General features: G+C 49.9%; 20 protein-coding genes and 1 pseudogene. 15 read left to right on the top strand and 6 right to left on the bottom strand.

Translation table 11 applies throughout. The features are described from left to right. The first annotated feature begins 85 nt into the window (after positions 1 to 85). From sctW to sbmA, 12 genes are all read left to right on the top strand, one after another. Positions 86 to 1,228 (top strand): type III secretion system gatekeeper subunit SctW, encoded by a 1,143-nt coding sequence (gene sctW, locus CWC46_RS12795; RefSeq protein WP_021016174.1) that lies wholly within the window; start codon positions 86 to 88, stop codon positions 1,226 to 1,228. 9 nt (positions 1,229 to 1,237) lie between these two features. Then, positions 1,238 to 3,343 (top strand): type III secretion system export apparatus subunit SctV, encoded by a 2,106-nt coding sequence (gene sctV, locus CWC46_RS12790; RefSeq protein WP_021016175.1) that lies wholly within the window; start codon positions 1,238 to 1,240, stop codon positions 3,341 to 3,343. Between the two features lie 11 nt (positions 3,344 to 3,354). Beyond that, on the top strand, positions 3,355 to 4,284 hold the full coding sequence (locus tag CWC46_RS12785) for an FHA domain-containing protein (protein WP_021016176.1): 930 nt from the start codon (positions 3,355 to 3,357) through the stop codon (positions 4,282 to 4,284). 3 nt (positions 4,285 to 4,287) lie between these two features. After that, the gene (gene sctN / locus CWC46_RS12780) at positions 4,288 to 5,667 is read left to right on the top strand and encodes a type III secretion system ATPase SctN (protein ID WP_237160234.1); all 1,380 of its coding nucleotides are present in this window, start codon (positions 4,288 to 4,290) and stop codon (positions 5,665 to 5,667) included. Continuing rightward, positions 5,654 to 6,115, top strand: a complete 462-nt coding sequence (locus CWC46_RS12775) for a hypothetical protein (protein WP_021016178.1) — start codon at positions 5,654 to 5,656, stop codon at positions 6,113 to 6,115. Before sctN ends, CWC46_RS12775 begins: the two co-directional genes overlap by 14 nt. Next, positions 6,112 to 6,630, top strand: a complete 519-nt coding sequence (locus CWC46_RS12770; RefSeq protein ID WP_021016179.1) for a type III secretion system HrpP C-terminal domain-containing protein — start codon at positions 6,112 to 6,114, stop codon at positions 6,628 to 6,630. The genes CWC46_RS12775 and CWC46_RS12770 overlap by 4 nt, the downstream gene beginning before the upstream one ends. Further along, entirely contained in the window at positions 6,611 to 7,696 is a 1,086-nt protein-coding gene (locus CWC46_RS12765; RefSeq protein WP_021016180.1) for a FliM/FliN family flagellar motor switch protein, read from the top strand. Before CWC46_RS12770 ends, CWC46_RS12765 begins: the two co-directional genes overlap by 20 nt. Beyond that, positions 7,693 to 8,346, top strand: a complete 654-nt coding sequence (gene sctR / locus CWC46_RS12760; RefSeq protein WP_021016181.1) for a type III secretion system export apparatus subunit SctR — start codon at positions 7,693 to 7,695, stop codon at positions 8,344 to 8,346. The genes CWC46_RS12765 and sctR overlap by 4 nt, the downstream gene beginning before the upstream one ends. Before the next feature lie 7 nt (positions 8,347 to 8,353). Then, entirely contained in the window at positions 8,354 to 8,614 is a 261-nt protein-coding gene (gene sctS / locus CWC46_RS12755) for a type III secretion system export apparatus subunit SctS (RefSeq protein WP_021016182.1), read from the top strand. Between the two features lie 7 nt (positions 8,615 to 8,621). Continuing rightward, positions 8,622 to 9,419, top strand: coding sequence for a type III secretion system export apparatus subunit SctT (sctT, locus tag CWC46_RS12750; RefSeq protein WP_021016183.1), 798 nt, complete (start codon positions 8,622 to 8,624; stop codon positions 9,417 to 9,419). Positions 9,420 to 9,440: 21 nt separating this feature from the next. Beyond that, positions 9,441 to 10,523 (top strand): type III secretion system export apparatus subunit SctU, encoded by a 1,083-nt coding sequence (gene sctU, locus CWC46_RS12745; protein ID WP_021016184.1) that lies wholly within the window; start codon positions 9,441 to 9,443, stop codon positions 10,521 to 10,523. Positions 10,524 to 10,875: 352 nt separating this feature from the next. Further along, positions 10,876 to 12,132, top strand: a complete 1,257-nt coding sequence (gene sbmA, locus CWC46_RS12740; protein WP_021016185.1) for a peptide antibiotic transporter SbmA — start codon at positions 10,876 to 10,878, stop codon at positions 12,130 to 12,132. A 104-nt stretch (positions 12,133 to 12,236) separates the two neighbouring features. On the opposite strand, the gene CWC46_RS12735 is transcribed toward sbmA, so the two are convergent. Together CWC46_RS12735 and CWC46_RS12730 are read right to left on the bottom strand one after the other, a co-directional pair. Next, the gene (locus CWC46_RS12735; protein WP_021016186.1) at positions 12,237 to 13,316 is read right to left on the bottom strand and encodes a TQO small subunit DoxD; all 1,080 of its coding nucleotides are present in this window, start codon (positions 13,314 to 13,316) and stop codon (positions 12,237 to 12,239) included. 419 nt (positions 13,317 to 13,735) lie between these two features. Beyond that, positions 13,736 to 13,924: pseudogene (locus tag CWC46_RS12730) on the bottom strand (ABC transporter permease); the annotation flags it as partial. A gap of 844 nt (positions 13,925 to 14,768) precedes the next feature. Between CWC46_RS12730 and CWC46_RS12725 the strand changes: the two are divergent. The 3 genes from CWC46_RS12725 (at position 14,769) to CWC46_RS12715 (ending at position 16,890) form a co-directional block, all read left to right on the top strand. Next, entirely contained in the window at positions 14,769 to 15,404 is a 636-nt protein-coding gene (locus CWC46_RS12725; protein ID WP_021016187.1) for a hypothetical protein, read from the top strand. A gap of 151 nt (positions 15,405 to 15,555) precedes the next feature. After that, positions 15,556 to 16,290, top strand: coding sequence for a hypothetical protein (locus CWC46_RS12720; RefSeq protein WP_237160181.1), 735 nt, complete (start codon positions 15,556 to 15,558; stop codon positions 16,288 to 16,290). 81 nt (positions 16,291 to 16,371) lie between these two features. Continuing rightward, positions 16,372 to 16,890, top strand: a complete 519-nt coding sequence (locus CWC46_RS12715) for a hypothetical protein (RefSeq protein ID WP_021016189.1) — start codon at positions 16,372 to 16,374, stop codon at positions 16,888 to 16,890. Between the two features lie 323 nt (positions 16,891 to 17,213). On the opposite strand, the gene CWC46_RS12710 is transcribed toward CWC46_RS12715, so the two are convergent. From CWC46_RS12710 to CWC46_RS12695, 4 genes are all read right to left on the bottom strand, one after another. Next, positions 17,214 to 18,032, bottom strand: a complete 819-nt coding sequence (locus CWC46_RS12710) for an ABC transporter permease (protein WP_021016190.1) — start codon at positions 18,030 to 18,032, stop codon at positions 17,214 to 17,216. A 15-nt stretch (positions 18,033 to 18,047) separates the two neighbouring features. Further along, positions 18,048 to 19,319, bottom strand: a complete 1,272-nt coding sequence (locus tag CWC46_RS12705) for an ABC transporter permease (RefSeq protein WP_021016191.1) — start codon at positions 19,317 to 19,319, stop codon at positions 18,048 to 18,050. Between the two features lie 36 nt (positions 19,320 to 19,355). Beyond that, positions 19,356 to 20,384, bottom strand: a complete 1,029-nt coding sequence (locus CWC46_RS12700) for an ABC transporter substrate-binding protein (RefSeq protein WP_021016192.1) — start codon at positions 20,382 to 20,384, stop codon at positions 19,356 to 19,358. A gap of 291 nt (positions 20,385 to 20,675) precedes the next feature. Then, the gene (locus tag CWC46_RS12695) at positions 20,676 to 22,136 is read right to left on the bottom strand and encodes an NAD-dependent succinate-semialdehyde dehydrogenase (protein WP_021016193.1); all 1,461 of its coding nucleotides are present in this window, start codon (positions 22,134 to 22,136) and stop codon (positions 20,676 to 20,678) included. Between the last annotated feature and the right edge of the window lie 3 nt (positions 22,137 to 22,139).

Below are 22,139 nucleotides of genomic sequence, written 5' to 3'. Positions count from 1 at the left end.
CTATTTTTAACGGGAACCACATTTTCCTGCCCACCACATAACAGCACATCGTTGCAGTACAGCCTGATTCAGGCAGGACAGGAAAATGATCACGATCCCCAACATTTCTTCCGCACTCAACACGGGTTCCACGCCAATTACCCATGATGTGGATAACCAGGAATCCGTCACCACGCCAGCAAAAACCAGCGCGCCTCATGTCACTCACGCCGCGTCTTCCCTACATGATTCAATGGAAGAAGTGTCTATGACCTTTGGCGAACAGGTAGAAAGAAAAAGCAAAGCCTTAAACCGCCGACAAATCACACAACCCGAAAGCCGACTTGCCGCCAATGTTGAGCGCATCGAAAAATTGACGGAATTGTTCCATCTATTGGAGAACCCAAAACAGCCGACACTGGATCAACAAATCCTTCAGATGAAGGCACTACTCAACCAGTCTGAACCCCCTACGGTAGAGGCTATCATCACGACGGCCGGAGGTGATGCCGCCCGCGCTGATATCGTGTTGCGCCATGTGATTAATCAGACGCAGACACAAGATGCCACACTTTCGAAAACCGCGACCCACAGCCTGACACAACTACATCAGGAAAAAGGCCCGGAAGTCCGCGCTGGTTTGAACACCGCCGCGTCGATTTCTCTGTTCAGCACCGATCCGAACCATAAACAGGCACTACGCGAACTCTACTACCAGAAAATTGTTCATCAGCAATCCACCAGTTCGCTGCTGGATGCTCTGTTAGAGCGCTTTGATTCTCAGCATTTCGCCGCCGGACTGCGCACCTTACAACGGGCGCTGGCAGCCGATATCGCCTCGCTGGCACCGTCCATTTCCAAATCGATACTGAGCAAAATGCTGAGCAATCTGAATGATTCGCGTCACCTGAGCCATACGTTGTCATCCAGCCAGAGTTTGCTATTACGCCTGGCGGCCAGGTTGCCAGATTGCACCCTCAACGCAGTGGAATTAACCCGGCGGTTGATCGGGTTAAGTGCCAACGGGGCTTACGTGCGTGACTTGCATAATCTGGGGCGGGAAATCGCCGGTCAGGACCCGCACCGACAGGTTTTGTTTTTCAATGCACTACTGCCGCTGATCAGCGAACTACCGCATCCGTTGTGGCGCGACAGCAAAAATCGCCAGACCGCGCTGCAATTGATTAAGGGCTTAATTGGGGATTTTGCGCAGTATGAAAAACAGATGAATGACCGGGCAGCGAAATAAGGAGGATGCATGAGCCTACTGATCTCCTGGCTTAACCGCATCGCCATTAGCGCCATGCAACGTTCCGAGATCGTTGGTGCCGTCATTGTGATGTCGATTGTTTTCATGATGATCATCCCGTTACCAACCGGACTGATTGACGTGCTGATCGCCTTAAACATCTGTATGTCTTCCCTGCTGATTGTTTTGGCGATGTATCTACCCAAACCGCTGGCATTTTCTACGTTCCCGGCGGTATTGCTACTGACCACCATGTTTCGGCTGGCGCTCTCTATCTCTACTACTCGACAGATCTTGCTACAACAAGATGCCGGGCATGTGGTGGAGGCATTCGGTAACTTCGTGGTGGGCGGTAATCTGACGGTAGGGCTGGTTATCTTTCTGATCCTGACCGTCGTGAATTTTATGGTGATCACCAAAGGGTCGGAGCGAGTCGCTGAAGTGGCCGCCCGTTTTACCCTCGACGCCATGCCCGGTAAGCAGATGTCGATTGATAGCGACCTGCGTGCCGGCCTGATTGAAACCCATCAGGCCCGGCAACGCCGCGAAAATCTGGCCAAAGAGAGCCAGTTGTTCGGGGCGATGGACGGTGCCATGAAGTTCGTTAAAGGGGATGCCATCGCCAGTCTGGTGATTGTGTTCATTAACATGCTCGGTGGTTTTGCCATTGGTGTGCTGCAAAACGGCATGACCGCCGGTGACGCGATGCATATCTACTCGGTACTGACCATTGGCGACGGATTGATCGCCCAAATACCGGCATTGCTGATCTCACTGACCGCCGGGATGATCATCACCCGCGTTTCTGCCGATGGGCAGAAAGTAGATAACAACATTGGCCGAGAAATTGCTGAACAACTGACCAGTCAGCCCAAAGCCTGGATTATTTCTTCGATTGGCATGTTTGGTTTCGCACTGTTACCAGGGATGCCAACGATAGTGTTCGCGGTTATCAGTCTGATTTCCCTCGGCAGCGGGCTATTTCAACTGTGGCGGATCAAGCAAAGCGGGTTGCAGGCTGACAGCCTGCTCGCGGCAGATAATCTGCCCGCCGAACAGAATGGCTATCAGGATTTACGCCGTTTTAACCCAACCCGTGCTTATCTGTTGCAATTTAATCCAGTGTTCCAGCACGCGCAGGCGGCCGCATTGCTGGTACAAGAGATCCGCCGTTTGAGAAACCGACTGGTCTATCACTTTGGCTTTACCCTGCCGTCATTTGATATCGAGTTCAATCCCACGGTGCCAGAGGATGAATTCCAGTTCTGTGTGTACGAAATCCCGCTGCTACGTGCGACCTTCGGCTCCCGGCACGTCGCGGTAGAAAAACGGCTGATACCGGAAGAGCAGCAGGACGACACCATGCATCCCGGCATTAACGCGCGTGATGAGCACCACTGGCTGTGGCTGGCTCCCGAGCATGACTTGCTGCGACAGGACCCCCTACCGCACTGGGACACCGAATCCTTGATCCTGAAACGGATGGAAAACGCCATCCATCGCAGTGGTTCACAGTTTATCGGGCTCCAGGAAACCAAATCCATTCTGGCCTGGCTGGAGGGCGAACAACCCGAACTGGCGCAGGAACTACAACGCATTATGCCGCTATCGCGCTTTGCCAGCGTGTTGCAACGATTGGCATCAGAGCGCGTACCACTACGCTCGGTACGGCCCATCGCGGAAGCGCTGATCGAAATCGGCCAGCATGAGCGGGATACCAACGCCCTCGCCGATTACGTTCGTCTGGAACTGAAGTCCCAGATTTGCCACCAGTATAGTCAGGACGACAACCTGTTTGTCTGGCTGCTAACACCGGAAACCGAAGAACTGTTACGTGATGCTCTGCGCCAGACACAGAACGAGACATTCTTTGCCCTGGCGCAAGAGTATGCCGCCACGCTACTGATGCAACTGCGTCAGGCGTTTCCACCGATGGCGCCGCTGTCTGCTGTGATTCTGGTAGCACAGGATTTACGCAGCCCGCTTAGAGCGCTGTTGCAAGATGAGTTTCATCATGTGCCGGTGCTGTCATTTACTGAGCTGGAATCACATCTGTCGATTAACGTCATCGGACGTATCGATCTGCAAGAAACAGTCGAACCTTTTAGTGCATAGGAAGAGGAAAAATGTTTGAGCTACGTGTTCTGACCGGATTACATCGTGGAGCCGCGCTGCCGCTGAGCGGCGCTTCATGGCGTATCGGTTCCTCCGACGAGTCTGATATGGTGCTATACGATCCCGGCATCAGCGCTAAACATTGCCTATTGGAAAGGCAGGATTCGGGGTGGACGCTGTACGCCGATGAAGGCCCGCTGAGTGACAGTGAAGGTCATCAGATTGAACATCAACTGGCGCTGCAAGCGGGAACACCGTTTGCCCTGGGTCACCTCTGGCTGTGCGTCGTAGACGCTGCGCTGCCCTGGCAGGAAGAGACGCCGTCTGAACTGCCGGATGAAGATGTCCTGCCACCACCGGAAACGTCACACCATGATCCGGTTCCTACCCTGTCTGGGCCAAAAGCCACGAAAAAAGCAGCGTTACCCTGGTGGGCCAAGTGCAGCTATCTGCTGCTGGGCGTACTGCTGTTCCTGATGGTGGGAAGCTGGATGTTGCAGGAAAGCGCCGCCATGCCTTCAGCGCCGCCGCCACAGGATACCCGGATGCCTATCAGTACACTGCCGCAGCTTAACAGCATGCTACAGACCATGCTCAGAGAGCGGGATCTGTTATCAGAAATTGATACCCATCAGGAAAATAACCATGTGGTACTGAGCGGCAATATCCGTCCTGCAATGCAGAAACGCCTGGAACGAATGTTGATGCAATTCCACCAACGCTATAACACCACCTTGCAAATTGAGGATCACACCACGGTGAAGCTTGAGAAATTGCCCTTCCGCATCATCCAGGTCACCAGAGGCCCACAGGCCAATATCGTGACATCGGATGGCAGACGAATCTTTGTCGGTGATGAGGTGAACAATCTTCGTTTGGTCAGTATTGACGACCATCTGATTGAATTTCGTGGTCGGCAGCAAATTAAGGTGAACTGGTAAATGATGAGTCAGGAAACCGTGCGACATCTCCGCTATCCGTTACTGGATAGCTGGCTAAGCCATCAACGGCAGCAGTTGGCGCTGTATTCCCCGGTCAATTTGCAGGGGCGGATCGTTGGCATCAGTGGCATTTTGCTGGAGTCCAGTCTGCCCCGCGCCCGCATAGGTGATCTGTGCCTGGTGAAACGCAATGATGCAACGCAGATCCTGGCGGAAATCGTTGGTTTCAGCGCGGAAAACACCTTTCTCTCCGCGCTGGGCGCGTTGGACGGTATCGCGCAGGGCGCCGTGGTTACGCCGTTATACCAGCCACATTGCGTACATATCTCCGATGCGCTGTTTGGCAGTGTGCTGGATGGGTTTGGTCGCCCGCTGGAAGAAGGTGGCGCCAGTGCGTTTGTCGAACCCGGTGACATTTCGGTTCATCCCACGCCAGTGTTGGGCGATGCTCCACCCCCTACGGAACGCCCGCGGATCAGCCAACCGCTGCCCACCGGAATACGGGCCATCGACGGTTTACTGACTATCGGTCGCGGCCAGCGTGTCGGCATATTTGCCGGGGCGGGCTGTGGAAAAACCACACTGCTGGCCGAGCTGGCGCGTAACACCCCCTGTGACGCCATTGTGTTCGGTTTGATTGGAGAACGTGGCCGTGAATTACGTGAATTTCTTGATCACGAACTGGATGAGGAATTGCGCCGCCGTACCGTCCTGATCTGCGCCACCTCAGACCGCAGCAGTATGGAACGCGCCCGGGCGGCTTTTACCGCCACGGCTATCGCGGAAGCCTTCCGCAGCGAGGGAAAACAGGTGTTACTGATCCTTGATTCACTCACCCGCTTCGCCCGTGCTCAGCGCGAAATCGGCCTGGCGTTGGGTGAACCGCAAGGTCGCGGCGGACTGCCACCGTCGGTGTATACCCTGTTGCCACGGCTGGTGGAACGCGCCGGGCAAACTCGCCAAGGCGCTATTACCGCACTCTACTCGGTGCTGATTGAACAGGATTCGATGAACGACCCGGTGGCGGATGAAGTGCGATCACTGATTGATGGCCACATCGTACTGTCACGCCATCTGGCGGAACGTAATCACTATCCGGCCATCGACGTGCTGATGAGCCTGAGCCGCATCATGAGTAATATCGTCGAAAAAACACATACCCGTGACGCCAGTACCGTGCGGCGGTTGATGGCAGCCTATAAACAGGTAGAAATGCTGATCAGGCTGGGAGAATACCAGCCAGGACACGATACCTTTACCGATGCCGCCGTGAACGCCAATGATGAGATTAATCATTTTTTGCAGCAGTCCATGCGCGAACCATTGTCATTTGAAGATATTCAGGCCCGATTAGCGGAGCTCAGTACCCATGCCACCGTCTAGTGCTATCGAAGAAAAAGCAGTAGATAGCGCCGCACAGGCGCTGAATGCCACCCTTAACCAGTTGATGCCGATCCGTCGTCAACGTCTCAGCCGGGCAGAGCGGCAGTTGCGTCAGGAAGAACAGGAACTGCTGCGCATTGAACATGCCTTGCGGAAACATCAGCAACACCTCGCGCAACAACAGGATAACTACCAACGGCACCGTGAAACCTTCCAGCGACAAGCGGTAGGAAAAACCCAGACGCTGGAATCACTCAAAAATCAGTTGGAAGAAGAACAAAAACACATCCGCCAGGTTCATGCACAAATTTTGCTGTGTACCGACTGGCAGAAAAACTATCTGGCTCAACAGCAGCGGGTTAGCGATGCACGAGAAGGCACTCGACTGAATCAGAAAGCCGTGGAAAAACTGGAATTTTTGTTAACACTCAAGCAGGAGCATTTATGAATAACCGATTGTCATCCTCAAATGAGACACCGCCCCGTCAGCTGGATAAACCTTCGCCAGCTAAAAAAAATCATGCGGATATGGCGTTTTGGGAACCGTTCGCTTCCCCCCTCAGCTTTGAGCAATTGATTGCCCAACCGGCACTGCTTATCACCGAAAACCTGCCCGTATCCTCGATGGACACGGAAGGCAGCGGTGCCGCGGACGCTACACATTCTGTGACACCGTCATTTTGGCAATCATTGGAAACCGAACTGACTTCATCACTGAGAAACCGGCCCGGCGAACCGTTGGCATTTAGCCTGCAATTACCGCAGCTCGGCGACATTGATGTGCGGATGGCATCGCTGCGGCCTAACGGCTGGGACGTTTCATTGCGCTTTAACAAAGACACTTACGAACAGTTGAAGACCCGTCGGGAGTCTTGCCGCCGTTCATTGTCAGAAGCACTCGCCTGCCCAATCCACCTACAGTTTGAAACGCAGGGGGCGGGATATGAACTGCCAACCACTTAACTTGCCGCCAGTACGCTATCAGCAAGCACTGGTTTATCGCCGGTTAGCAGCCGGTTATCGTTTTGCGTTTACGCTTGACGGTCAGCCCGGTGAGCTACGGCTAAATCTCGCGGAGACAGCGAGCCTCCGCGGAACGGAAACCAGTTGGCATTGTGACCACGGTCGATTACTGCTGGACAGCGCCGACACCGTACTGTCTCTGTTTTCGTCCTGCCCGGCGCTGCTGCCGGAACATTCCAGCACAGCCGATGATGCCGAGGAGGATACGCAGGAGTGGTACTGGACGCTTTACAACCACTATTTGAGCCCGGCGCTGCGCCAACTGTTAGGTGAGTTGCAGCCAACCTCTTTGCCCGCTGCCCAGCCAGATATCGCGCTTTGGCTCGGCGTCAGCCTGGGACCACACCAGGTGCGTAGCCGATTATGGATGGTTTTATCTTCATTACTGCGGCTGCTGGCGCAGTCCGGCTGGGTGCCTCAGCACCATCCACTACCGGCAGCACTGTGTTTTCATCATCCATTGATACTGGCAGAAGTGACGTTGCCCCATGATGACATTCTGCATATGGAACCGGGCGACCTGATTTTGCCACCCACACAATACTTTTCGCCGGAGGGCCAGGGTTCTGTGTTATTGGCTGGCTGGCGTTTATCCGGGCAACTCCAGATGGATGGTGGTGCGCCTTATCATTTTATCGTGACTGAACGTGAGGATTACCCCATGACTTCCCCTTTTAATGACGATGAGAATCCTGAAACCCCCATGGAAGATGGTATATCTGACGACATGCCGAATAACCTGGACGCTGTTCCACTTCCGCCATTATCTCTTACTCTGACCGTTCGCTGTGGTCACCTGACCATGACCTTACGGGAATTACAGCGACTTGACCGTGGGGCCATCCTGACGCTGCAACACGCCATTCCCGGTGAAGCCATGCTGTATCACGGGGAACAACCACTGGCCTGTGGTGAACTGGTGGATGTGGAAGGACGACTGGGACTGAAAATTGAACGCTTGATGGGCATCCCTGACACACCGGTTGTACAGGAGCTGGCATCATGATCTCCGGTCAGTTCGATCCAGTGATGCTTGCCCTGTTCCTCGGCGCGCTTTCACTGATTCCGATGATGATGATCGTCTGTACCTGCTTTCTTAAAATCGCCATGGTGTTGATCATTACCCGTAATGCCATTGGCGTGCAGCAAGTGCCCCCCAATATGGCGCTGTATGGTATCGCTCTGGCGTCCACACTGTTTATCATGGCGCCGGTATTCAACGATATCCGGCAACAATTTCAGGACACGCCGCTGGATTTAAACAGCATTGAAACACTGGAAACGACGCTCGGCAGCGGGATCACGCCACTACAAAAATTCATGTCGCGCAACAGTGACCCGGACATTCTTGTCCACCTGCATGAAAACAGCATCCGCATGTGGCCGGCAAGCATGTCGGAGAAAGTGAATACCCAAAATATCCTGTTGGTGATCCCGGCGTTTGTACTCTCGGAATTGCAGGCCGGGTTCAAAATAGGGTTTCTGGTTTATATCCCTTTCATCGTTATTGATCTGATCGTTTCTAACGTACTGCTGGCGCTTGGGATGCAGATGGTGGCACCCACCACCCTTTCACTGCCACTCAAGTTATTACTTTTCATATTGGTGAACGGCTGGACACGTCTGTTGGACGGTCTGTTCTACAGCTATTTGTGAGTCTGCCGTGGAAACACTCAATCTGTTCAAACAAGCCATGGTTCTGGTGGTGATGCTCTCGGCCCCCCCCTTGCTGGCAGCGGTAATGGTCGGGGTACTGGTATCGCTGATACAGGCCGTCATGCAGCTTCAGGATCAGACGCTACCCTTTGCCGTCAAACTGGTTTCTGTCGGGTTGGTATTGGCGATGACCGGGCGCTGGATTGGCAGCGAGCTGATTCAACTGGCCGTCACGGCTTTCAGCATGATTGAACATACCCACGTATGAGGTTGTTATGATCTCCACGATTGAAAGCATCTACCACTTTCTGTTCGCCATCACGCTGGGCGTCGCCCGCCTCTACCCTTGTCTGTTTCTAATACCGATATTTTCCTTCACGGTGGTCAAAGGGATGTTACGCAATATTGTCGTGATAACACTGGCACTGGTACCCGCTACCGCCATTCAACAACAACTCATGGTAACTGACCTTAGTTGGTTGATATTGACAGGGCTGCTGCTGAAGGAAATGGTTGTCGGGTTATTGTTGGGGTCACTGCTATCCATGCCGTTTTGGATGTTTGAATCCGTGGGCGCACTGTTTGACAACCAGCGCGGAGCATTGATCGGCGGGCAACTGAACCCGGCGCTGGGCCGAGATGTCACGCCGCTCGGTCATCTGCTGAAAGAGACATTTATTCTGCTGCTGATATTAACCATCGGTATCTCCGGCCCAATGCAAGTGATCTGGGACAGTTATCAGATCTGGCCACCCCTGCAATGGCTCCCACCATTGTCTGAGCAAGGATTTCACACCTATCTGGATCTGTTAAAAGAAACCTTCAGCCACATGGTGGTGTATGCCGGTCCACTGGTGGCACTGTTGTTGTTACTGGAATTCAGCATCGCCATGCTCAGTCTCTATAGCCCGCAACTACAGGTTTACGTACTATCGGTACCGGCAAAATGCCTGGCCGGTATGTCATTCTTTATTGTCTATATGCCAGTAGTGCAATTTCTTGCAGAGGGTCGAATTATGGCCTTGCCCGACCTGAAATATCTGTTGCCGCTGTTTTTTTCCGTTCAACCCTGAACAGCGTGGCAAGGAGTCTGCGTGAGCGAAAAAACCGAAAAACCCACGACCAAAAAATTACAGGATGCGCGGCGCAAAGGGGAAGTTGGCCAAAGCCAGGATGTACCAAAATTACTGATTTGCACCAGTCTGCTGGAAACTATTCTGGCGCTGGCAGACCGCAGCATGGGAAAATTGCAGTCATTGATGCAACTCCCTCTGGCACGTCTGAGTGACCCATTCGGCCATGCGGCAGAAGAAATTTTCAGTGAAGCGTTATCCCTGCTTGCTACGTTTTGCCTGCTTACCATCAGTGTGGCAGTGCTGTTACGTCTGGTCGGCGGGTGGCTCCAGTATGGCCCGCTGTTTGCGCCGGAAGCACTGCGCATTGACCTTAGTCGACTGAATCCCATCAACCAGTTCAAACAGATGTTCTCCATGCGAAAACTGACGGAGATGCTGACCAACATTCTAAAAGCGAGCACCATCGGCACGATATTTTATCTGGTCATTATCCCCGATCTGGAGTCGCTGGCGGAGCTGTCTTACGGTGACCTGGACGGATTCTGGCACGGTGTGGCGAAAATATTACACCATAGTGCACGCACCACCCTGACGGCACTGCTGGTATTGTCCGCTCTGGATTTTGGCCTGCAAAAATATTTTTTTATGAAACAACAACGTATGAGTCATGAAGATCTCCGTAGTGAGCATAAAGATTCCGAAGGTGATCCGCACATGAAAGGACATCGTAAGTCACTGGCGAATGAGATATTGAATAAACCGGCCACCCAGCGCCCCAAAGGCAAAGTTGAAGATGCGGACCTGCTGCTGGTTAACCCTACGCACTATGCGGTGGCGCTGTTTTATCGTCCGGGAAAAACACCGTTGCCACGCATTCTATGTAAAGGGAAAGATGATCAGGCGAAGAAACTGATCACCCGCGCCCATCAAGCCGATATTCCGGTGATCCGTTTTGTATGGCTGGCCCGAACGCTTTACCGTATTCCGACCGGCAACTACATTCCTCGTGATACCTTGCAGGCAGTCGCACAGGTTTATCGGATATTACGTCAGTTGGAACAGGAGCAGAAAAGGGAAAAGGAAATTATTGAAATCGAGTAAAACACAGGTAAACATCGATACCCAAAATAATTCGAGTTGCAGGAAGGCGGCAAGAGAGTGAATCCCGATGAGCTTACTCAGATAAGTGATTCGGGTGAACGAACGCAGCCAACACACCTGTAACTTGAAGTATGACGGGTATATACGAAAAATAAATTACGTCGGCTGCGGTTATGCGGTTATCAGTATCACTCGCCTGATTCTTGCTTATTGCTTAATTTATTATCCACGGTCTGTAAAGAAATGATGGCACCGTCAAATATCGTTGCAATAAAAAACCTGCATGTGAATCAGATATCTGGTAATGAAAACACATTAATGAAACAAATATTTCTAACAGGCAAAACGCGTTATGTTTAAATCTTTTTTTCCGCATCCAAAACTGTTTTTTTCTTCCGCTTTATTTTGGACATTGCTGTCTGTTGTACTCTGGTATACATGGGGAAAACCATTAGGCAATAGCCTGTTGCATATCACGCAACCATTACCCAACAGTGCAACACGCTTCTGGTCACCGCCTTTTTTATGGTTTTATGGTTATTATCTGCTCAGTGTCGGCATTTTTGCCACCGGCTGGTTTGTTTTTTCGCCTCACCGCTGGCAGCGTTGGTCAATCCTCGGTTCCGCGCTGATCATCTTTGCCACCTACTTCTCTGTTGAAGTTGGCGTCGCGATAAACGCCTGGTACGTCCCTTTTTATAATTTGATTCAGAAAGCCTTGTCGACACCTCATGCGGTAGCTATTGGCAGTTTCTATCATGAACTGGGAATATTTCTCGGCATTGCATTAATCGCCGTGACAGTGGGTGTTATGAATATGTTTTTCGTCAGCCATTATGTCTTTCGCTGGCGTATGGCAATGAATGACTACTACATCTCTCATTGGCCACGTCTACGTCACATCGAGGGCGCAGCACAGCGTATTCAGGAAGACAGTATGCGCTTCGCCTCAACGGTGGAGGGGTTGGGTGTCAATCTGGTTCAGTCAATCATGACATTGATTGCATTTTTACCCATATTGATTTCATTGTCATCCCATGTGACTGAATTACCCATCGTCGGCCATATTCCCTATGCACTACTGATTGCCGCCATTATCTGGTCGCTGATGGGAACCGGGTTACTGGCGATAATCGGGATCAAACTGCCAGGGCTGGAGTTCAATAATCAGCGAGTAGAGGCCGCCTACCGTAAAGAACTGGTGTATGGAGAAGATAATGAGGAGCGGGCAGCCCCGGTTACTGTGCGGGAATTATTTACTCACGTACGTAAAAACTATTTTCGTCTCTATTTCCACTACACCTATTTCAATATTGCGCGGGTATTGTATCTGCAAACCGATAATATATTTGGTCTGATAGTCCTGCTGCCATCCATCGTTGCCGGAAGTCTGACGCTCGGGCTGATGACACAGATTACCAATGTGTTTGATCAAGTGCGCAGTTCATTCCAGTATCTGATCAACTCCTGGACCACCATTGTCGAACTGCTATCAATCTATAAGCGTCTGCGCAGTTTTGAGGCAACAATTACAGATAGCGATGATTTCGTTCAGGATCCCAAAGATACGCCATCACATCAGATTGCTGACAACGTCGGAGCATCCTGACCATGACCCCGCGTCGTGGGGGTTGCCCATGACGCGGTTTCCACGTGTCAATGACCGTCGCGTAACCTCATATCTATTACAACGCCATCTGGTACGAGATCATCTTAGTGAAGCTCAACCAGTGCAGTGTAGTTTTTCCCTTCCACATCGGTAAATTCAACCGTAAGTGGTTTATGGTCATCCATGGTTAAATCTGCTGGCAGTGTAATCACCCAATTGGCTTTGGAACCTAGCTGGCAACGTACTGCATAAGCCATTGCTTTACAGGTTGACCATGGTGCAAATTGATTTTTCAACACCACTTTGGCTGGGTCTTTCAAATCCGCGGCCTGGTAGCTTATCAGCGTTTGTTCCTGTTGGATTAACGAAACCTTTGTCACATAGGCCCCTTGCGTATCTGGGCCCGTCTTTATGTAAGTAGCGACCCGCAAGTGATGATCCATCAGGGTGGCATCGGATAACGTAACTGTTGGGTGCGCATTATCCAGGCGTTTACCAAGCGGCGTGATAAGCGCTCCAAAATTATAACCATAAAAACCGACGGTAAATACGATAGAGATGACCGCCATTGTCGAAGCAAATTTCATCACCTGCCTGGTTGTTAGTGGCAACGGCCCACTGGTTAACCATACCAGCCAACGAGCACCGCTTCTCTCAATCATCGGCAGCAACAGTTGATCCACCGCGCACTTGCCACCGCCGGTGACCAGAACGACGGCCGACATGGCAAACCCGCAGGCCGCCATGGTCCACTCATCCAGGCAGGTGGTCCCCATCCAACCAAAAATGATCATTAAGGTCACCGACAGACCTAACCCGATAAAAGACATAAACCGGGTGGCAAAGCCGATGATCAGTCCCACGCCTACCACCAATTCAACCAGCGTGAAAAAGATTATCGCAATGTGCAGCAGTACTGGATGGGCCAGCAACCAATACATCACACCAGACAAATCAAATGCCATACCCGGTGCAGCATGTACCAGCTTGTTGGCAAGATAAGCGGGTGATGTCGGATCCAGCTTGGCCAGGTCATAAATCAACCTGCGACTCGCGCCGCCCCAATAAGTCCAGCCGGAGACCAAACGAACGGCGAGCGCCATCACGCCCACAAGCTGCCAGAACAAAGGCGAAAGTGAAAGCGACTGCTCTGTAACCGGCTCCATCGTGTTAATTTTATGCATTGAATACCTGCTGATTAAAGGTTTAACCCTGAATAACGGCAAGTTGCAGAAAGACAGCAACACAGTGACCCTTCAGCGCTGACTCAAACAAGTGACTGGAGTGGGCAAGGAAAGCCAACGCGCCTACAACTTGAAGTATGACGGGTATGGTTAAATCGTAGTTAATATAAAACACTTAACCCTATCACTTTATTTTGACAGAAATCATGAAACAGGCCATTAACATACTAATCAAGTAACATATTATGTACTGAGATGTATTATTAACAAATTATTTGATTACTCTTCTTTTTAGGTAACAAAATATGTTTTTCTGGTATGTGACTGCTACTGATGCAGCAGTTTGTATTGCTATTTCTGTTTTCTGACAATAACCACGTGTCATGGCGATTCCCCCCATGACACGGTTTTCAGTGACTACCACGCACCAGCCCTACCGCGACCAGAACGCCCATGCTGTCGCCAATGGGGCAATCAGTAGGCTGTTTCCTGGCACATTACCACTCACTGAAATTGAAAAATTCGTGATACCAGCGTAAAGAGAACCTCGCCAGCAGGTAGCTGAGGAACGAACCGGCATTGAACGATAGTGGAACAATCGTAATGATGATAAGACTCGCTCGATGCAGTTCTGCAATAACCGTTGAGCAGCACACGGGTGCACACGGGTATCAAACAGTGGATACGGTAATTTTAGTGATGCGAATAGATCAATAACGAATTATACCATCGGTTATTATAGTCAGCTCAGTCCCCCATATAACGATGAATTAACATCAAATGAATCATAATGATTACATTGGAAAAACGCTAAAGCGTAATCAATTTCTATTGACTACTGCATACTGTAATATTTTAAAGAGATGAATAATCATTAATTCAATTAGCACAATAAAAGTTTTTTGTCTGTATTGTTATGTTGATAGTATCTAAAATGCTTATATTATTTCTCAGTTAAATAATTACTGACGTAATGAGTTAAAGAGTAACCTTGATTACTCCAGCCCACGTTTACTTACTAAAAAACCCCAATACGATATGATTATACATAGCAATAATAATAATTAAATTAATTATAAGACAAATAATCTGGAAAACAACAATTTAGGGTTTTATTTATAATAAAATCATACATATAAGAAAAACCAAAAAATATTGGGTAAATTATTTTAAAATGATGACACTGCTACGCATCTGTTTTTATAAATTTAAATAAATCACCAGCACATTGAATACATTATATTTTTGTATAAAAAATATTTTAAATAAAAAAAATAAATATGATTATTTCTTTTTTAAACAACAACAAACACGAAATTTATAAATAAAAAAAATATACTTGCACAATGAAAAAAACAGACAATAATTACGTTATTCCGGAACGAAATGCCGTAGCCAATTGGCTCAAAATAACGCTTATTTAGTTCATACATACTGAAAGGAATATAAATTATGTCTTCCTATTCTATCTCTGTATTAAATTCCAGCGGCGCTCCCGCGAATGTTGCCATCTATCAAACTTACCCTAACCTCAAAGCAGGCTTGCCTTTGGTATGGCTCCTGCAAACGATCAACAATGGGAATACAAATAGCTACAATTGGTCAATAGATTGGGCTCTCAACTGGGGTACCACTGAACAGCCATTGGCACCTGGCGTTTTATGGAGTTCCGGTGGCCCCCTCCAGAACATGAATCCTACTGCTGCCGGAGGAAACAACGAGATGGGTGTAACTTACTCTAATGGTCAGTTTCAAACGTCACCCACAGCGTTCTATGATCCAGAGGTGTCTAGCGGCAGCATGTTAGTGAAAACCGACGCATCATTTACTGTTTCACAATCACTGGCGATGAGCCTTGCTGTTTACATGAATTCTTTGCCAGCATTTGCCATGCAAGGCAAACCAAATGGGAATTTTTTGTTTGATACACACCCAACCTATTGGATTTGCACCACAGACTCAAAACAAGGTGTTGCTGTTTCGGGAACATTTGTCAGTAGTCCAACACAGTTCTCCTTCGCCGAAGGCGTAACTTCGTTGAAATTCAAACTCACTGATACTTTACAATTTGTTTTGCTGACGTCTTAAGGATCAGTAGCATTTTGTTCTCAGCCGTCGTTTAAGAAAACCAATCTGTTGTTTTCTACAGATTGGTTTTTCGAAATATAGTATTGAGAGTTAAGGAGTTCTCTTCAGCCCTTATCAAGAGGAAATTGATTTTCATTATTTGATCCCATTCATGGATCATCACATTATCCAGCAAATACTGCCGTCCATGCTTGCTGTTGAGAAGGAAGCGTCGATCATGACTTATTCCGTGAACGTAACTAATAGCAGTGGTGCACCACAGAATGTGGCCATATTTCTGGCTGATGCTTCAGACATTAATGAATTTTCGCTCGTTTGGTTAGTGACGACGATTAATAATGGTGGGAATTACTCATTCAAGTGGGATCAAACTGATTTTGGATTAGGCTGGGGGAACACGTCTCAACCCGTTGATATCGGTGTTCTATTCACCTCAGGACAATCTCCAACATCCGTCTCTCCAACCACCGCAAATAGCAATAATGCACTTCCTGTTCAACACAATAATAACGGTTTTTTTTCTGGTACTCCTTATTTAAACCCAAATATTCACAACAAGTTAGAGATCACGACAGATGCCAGCTTTACCGTTTCTGCTTCATTGACAATGAGCGTTGCATTATATGTTGCCCAGTACCCGGCATTAGTCATGCAAGGTGCTCCAAATACCCGCTATTATTTCGATATTGCACAAATTTCATACTATCTAACAGTAACCGACCTTGCACAAGGCGTTATGCTGCCAAAGCTAAATACGCAACTCGATGAAAACTCAATTATACAGTCAAAGTCCAGCTTGAGTACGCCGACTAAGATTGTATTCGGATCCGGGGCAATGGACTTGACATATATTTTGGACGGTACTTTGACTTTCTGCCAAACCTGACTTATGTACATCGATCATCGGTTAATTTTTATAAAGAAGGGTGTCATGGAGACATTCGCGTCTATCGGATAATGACCGTAAATGATGATAGTTCAAAAATCTTTACGGCACACTCGTCACCAATCGGTGGCAAAGGCAAAAGAAGCTGAAATGTTGCAACAACGTCTTCACTTGTTTTTACAGATTTTCATACACGAAAAAAAGGACACTAATATGATGAATATAAAATATTTTTACCACTACCTGACGACGGGCATGATCTTGGGTGCGTTCACCGCCTTGTCCGCCCCCGCTTTTGCTGTCGACCTGCCGTTCAGTGCCAATTGTACCAATTATGCAGCCATTCAGGTCGGGGCACCCAACACCGGCATCACATTCCGGAAAAACCCCAATAGCCCCGCGACCCGGGCTGCAACTGCGACAATCTTCAGGATTGGTGGACTCAATAACATCACTATCCCAGCGAACGTCTCATCGTGTTTCTACGCGGTGCAAGGCAACGACAGTTATTGCTTCCAGGCTTCCAACAACCCTGCTGCTTTTATGAATATAAACGCGGTCGCCAACACAAACACCGCTGCAGCGCCAAACTGCCAGTAGACCTATGGGCGGACCAGAGTACATTCTGGCACGTATCTGCTCAAATGAGATTTTGCAAAGTTTGAGGTGTCATCACGCGAAAATCGACGCTATTGAAAGTAAGATCATAAATGGAAGTAGAGGATTAAATTTTTTTATGACGTGAGTGCCTTCAATTATGTCAATAACATGAAGCCCTTTTCGAGCAAAGGTTTTGTTTTGTACCTTCTACAAAACGGGTGGAAACACAGGAATAACCGCTAATGCAGTTTGTATCGCTATTTTTGTTTTCTGACAATAACCACGTGTCATGGCGATTCCCCCCATGACACGGTTTTCAGTTTTCAGTGACCACCACGCAACCGCTCCGTCCGGCGACGCAGAAGCTCCATCACCACCAACAGAATCAGTGCCGCCGCCACCATCAGCGAAGCGGCGGCGGCAATAGTGGGATCCAGATTCTCACGAATGCCGGCAAACATTTGCAACGGGAGCGTTCGCTGACGTGGACTGGCTAAAAACAGCGTGACAACAACCTCATCAAATGAAGTGGCAAATGCAAACAGTGCACCGGAGAACACCCCTGGGGCAATCAGCGGAAATGTCACCTTACGAAACGCAGTCAATGGCGATGCGCCAAGACTGACAGCCGCCCGCGTCAGATTCTGATCGTAATTCTTCAACACTGCCATCACGGTGATCACCACAAAAGGCACACCCAGCACCGCATGAGCCAGCACCAACCCAACATAACTGTTAAGTAAAGACAGTTTGGCGAAGAAGAAAAACATTCCTACCGCCACGATGACCACTGGTGCAATCATCGGTGATATCAATACTGCCATCACCAACGATTTACCACGAAACTCGCCACGCACCAGCCCTACCGCAGCCAGAACGCCCAGTGCGGTTGCCAGCAATGTCGCCAATGGGGCAATCAGCAGACTGTTTCCCAGCGCATTCAACCACTCACTGGAATTGAAAAATTCGTGATACCAGCGTAAGGAGAATCCCGCCAGCGGGTAGCTGAGGAATGAACCGGCATTGAATGATAGTGGAACAATCACCAGTACCGGCACTACCAAAAACAGCAACATCGCAGCGCCATAGACGTTAAAAAAGGTATTCCACAAACGGATAACCAGCGCACCCTGTTGTCTCATTTCCCTATCCTCTTGTTAATGCGCAGCCGCTTCTGCATTGGTACGGGTAACACGCATATAAACCACATACAACAACGTGACAATAACCAGCAACTGTGTTCCCAATGCGGCCGCCATTCCCCAGTTCATGGTGGTATTGGTGAAAAACGCCACGAAATAGCTCAGCATTTGATCACCTGGCCCCCCCAGCAATGCTGGCGTGATGTAGTAACCAATCGCCATCATGAATACCAGCAGCGCCCCCGCCGTAACACCTGCATAGGTCTGAGGTATGTATACGCGCCAGAATGCGATAAATGGATGCGCTCCCAGTGAAATCGCTGCTCGCACATAGTTGGGAGAAATGCCTTTCATTACGGCATACAGCGGTAACACGAAAAATGGCATCAAAATGTGGGTCATGGAGATATACACCCCCACCCGGTTGAAGACCAACACCAACGGGTGCTCAATAATGCCAAGTCCGAGCAGCGCATGGTTAATCAGACCGCCGGATTGCAGTAACACAATCCAGCTAGCCGTCCGAACAATCAATGAGGTCCAAAACGGCAACAGAACCAGAATCATCAACAGATTGGCCCGGTTAGTAGGTTGTTTCGCCAACCAGTATGCCAGCGGGTAACCCAGGCCAACACACAACAGCGTTACTACGCCAGCCATCAGCAAAGTGCGGAGCAAGACAGTTACATAAAGCGCCTGATCGGCGGGTTGCTGCACAATTTTCTGCGTTTGCGGATCGACTTTATGGTCGAATACCGCCAGTAGGTAATAGCTGGTGAAAGGCTTTGATGCCCGGGCAATGGTCTTCCAGGTGGTCACTTCGCCCCACAGGGGCTGGTTGGCAATTAGCTGGCCACGTATATCAGGCGTATCTTCCTGTGGTAGCTTACGCAGCGTCCGGCTAATCAACGTGCGGTACATCGAGTCTTCATACCCCAACCGTTTGGTGATGGCAGACACCTGCCCGGTACTGCGCGCGTTGCGTAAATCCGTCACCAGGGCCTTAAACACCGCCTCGTCCGGCACGCTCTTGCCTGACCATTGCCGCATTGCGGCAATGGTGGAAGGCATACTGACACGGAGATCGGGGTTTGACACGCTTTTGCCCAGAATCGAGGTAATAGGGAAAAGAAAGCTCACCAGGATAAACAAGAACAATGGCGCAATCAGCAGCAGCGACCGTCTTTTATAGCGGGCTTGTGCCACACGTAATTGCTGTTTCAAACTGGTTATTGCTTTTTTATTGCCTGATAGCGGCTCAACAGCCAACGTATCGTTCTGGGGCATAAGCTATATCTCCTTGTTATGTTAGACCGGTTCGTTCTAACGGGCAGCCCAGGCATTAAAGCGTTGTTCCAGTTCCTCACCATGATCGACCCAGAACTCGTTGTTAACTTGCAACTCTTGCGACAGGTTTTCCGGAGCCGTAGGCAGATCGGCGACGACGGCAGGTGGCAGCAGACTGGTCGCCTTCACATTGGTTGGACCATAGGCAATATTTTCAGCGAATACTTTCTGATTTTCTGGCTGATTAGCGAAAGCGATGAATTTCTCCGCCAGCGCTTTATGTTTAGACCCCTTCACAATAGCCCAGTTATCCAGATCGTAGATGCCGTCCTTCCATACGATATGAATACCGGGTTTTTCTTTCTGCGCCACAGCAACACGGCCGTTATAGGCGGAAGTCATCACCACATCACCGGAAACCAGCCATTGCAGCGGCTGTGCGCCAGATTCCCACCACTGGATATTGGATTTAATCTGATCAAGCTTTTTAAAGGCACGATCAACACCTGCCGGCGTTGCTAATACCTTGTACAGATCCTCGCGTTTCACGCCATCTGCCAACAACGCAATTTCCAGTGTGAATTTGGCGCTTTTACGCAATGCTCGTTTGCCGGGGAATTTTTTCACATCCCAGAAATCAGCCCAGCTTTTAGGTGCCTGTTTCAGTTTGTTCGCGTTGTAGGTCAGTACCGTTGACCACACAAAGATGCCGGCGCCACATTCAGTAACCGCGCCATTGACGTACTGAGACGGGTCGCCCAGTTTTTTCCAATCCAGTGGCTCGAACAGTCCTTCGTTGCAACCGCGCATCAGCTCCGGCCCTTCGACTTCTACCACATCCCAGCCAACCTGCTTGGTTTCCACCATGGCACGAATACGTGCCATTTCACCGTTGTATTCCCCGGCTTCAATAGTGTCTTTATTCGCGGCCATAAAAGGTTTGTAGAACGCTTTTTCCTGCGCATCTTTGTTAGTACCGCCAAAAGAGATGACGGTTAACGTTTCCGCATGTGCCTGAGCGGCCATGGCAATGAAAAGTACAGATACGGCAAATTTTTTTAACATAGTCTGGCTCCTGGAGAGTTAGTCAACGCAATGCCAAAACGGCAACATCGTAAAATCGTTTCCGATGCATCATGTACTTTTATATAAAGCATATTTCGTGCCAATATCTGATAAATGTTGTGGGGTTAACGCGATGGGGCAGAGAAGCGTGACGCCATAAGATAGGCAAAGCGCCCTGTTTTTAGAACTATTGTTATTGAGAGTTTACTGCTTTGTTATGGTGCTTCCGGGAAAGACAGACGCACCATAATAGAACAACGGCAAAGTGAGACGTCCCTGTCTTTCCTTGCGTCAAACTGAAGGCGTGAGGTCTACACAGAGATATTTCATCTCCAGATAATCCTCGATACCGAACCGTGAACCTTCACGGCCCAAACCTGACTGTTTCACACCGCCAAATGGAGCCACTTCGTTCGAAATCAGGCCAGTGTTGATACCTACCATGCCGTAATCAAGCGCTTCGGGTACTCGCCATTGACGAATGGCATCCCGGGTATAAACATAGGCAGCCAGACCGAACTCCGTGTCATTGGCCATGGTGACAACTTCAGCCTCTTCACTGAACGGAAACAGCGGCGCGACCGGGCCAAAGGTTTCTTCGCGGGCAAAACGCATAGTGCGCGTTACATCGCCAATCACCGTTGGAGAGAAGAACGTACCGCCCAGCGCATGAGGTTCTCCCCCCACCAACAAGGTTGCCCCTTGCGACAGCGCGTCATCAATGTGTTGCTGCACCTTGCTGACCGCATCGTCATCAATCAACGGGCCTTGTGTAACACCGGGTTGAGTACCTTCTCCCACCTTAAGCTTCTTCACTTCCTCTACCAGCCGTGCCGCCAGTGCCGGGTAAATACCGCGCTGGACATAAATCCGGTTGGCACAAACACACGTTTGACCGCTGTTACGAAACTTGGACGCCAAAATACCTTTCACCGCCAGTTCCAGATCTGCATCGTCGAACACGATAAACGGCGCATTGCCGCCCAGTTCCAGTGATAATTTTTTCACTGTTGGTGCGCTTTGCGCCATCAGAATACGCCCGACCTCGGTTGAGCCGGTGAAACTCAACTTGCGAACCACCGGGCTATCGCACAGGATTTTCCCTACCGAAGGCGCGTCACCGGTCACCACCTGCAATACTCCGGCAGGAATGCCAGCCTGTTGTGCCAATTCCGCCAACGCCAGTGCCGTAAACGGTGTCTGCTCTGCCGGTTTAACAATCATGGTACAGCCTGCCGCCAGTGCCGGCGCGACCTTGCGGGTAATCATCGCGGCCGGGAAGTTCCACGGCGTAATCGCCGCGCACACCCCGATCGCCTGTTTAATTACCAACAGACGCTGGGTGGCCTGTGGTGACTGCAACACACTGCCTTCAACTCGTTTGGCTTCTTCGGCAAACCAATCGATAAACGACGTGGCATAACCGATTTCCCCCAACGCTTCAGGCAGCGGTTTTCCCTGTTCAGCAGTAAGTAACGCAGCTAAATCATCCTGATTTTCACGAATCAGCCGTGCCCATGCCTGTAACAGCGCCGCACGTTCTTTTCCAGTACGCAAACGCCACGGAGTCAGCGCCTGCTCCGCCGCGTCAATCGCCTGACGGGTTTGATCGGCAGTCACCAGCGGTACAGTTCCCAACGTTTCACCCGTCGCCGGATTGTTCACAACCAGATTTTCACCGCTCTGGCTATCCAGCCACTCACCGCCAATCAGACATTGCTGGCGGAATAAAATATTATTTTTCAGTTGCATAGC

This window comes from Prodigiosinella confusarubida (genome assembly GCF_002847015.1).
GTDB classification, from domain to species: Bacteria; Pseudomonadota; Gammaproteobacteria; order Enterobacterales; family Enterobacteriaceae; genus Prodigiosinella; species Prodigiosinella aquatilis.
Note: the sequence above shows the minus strand (reverse complement) of the source record. Positions and strands in the feature narration are given on the sequence as shown.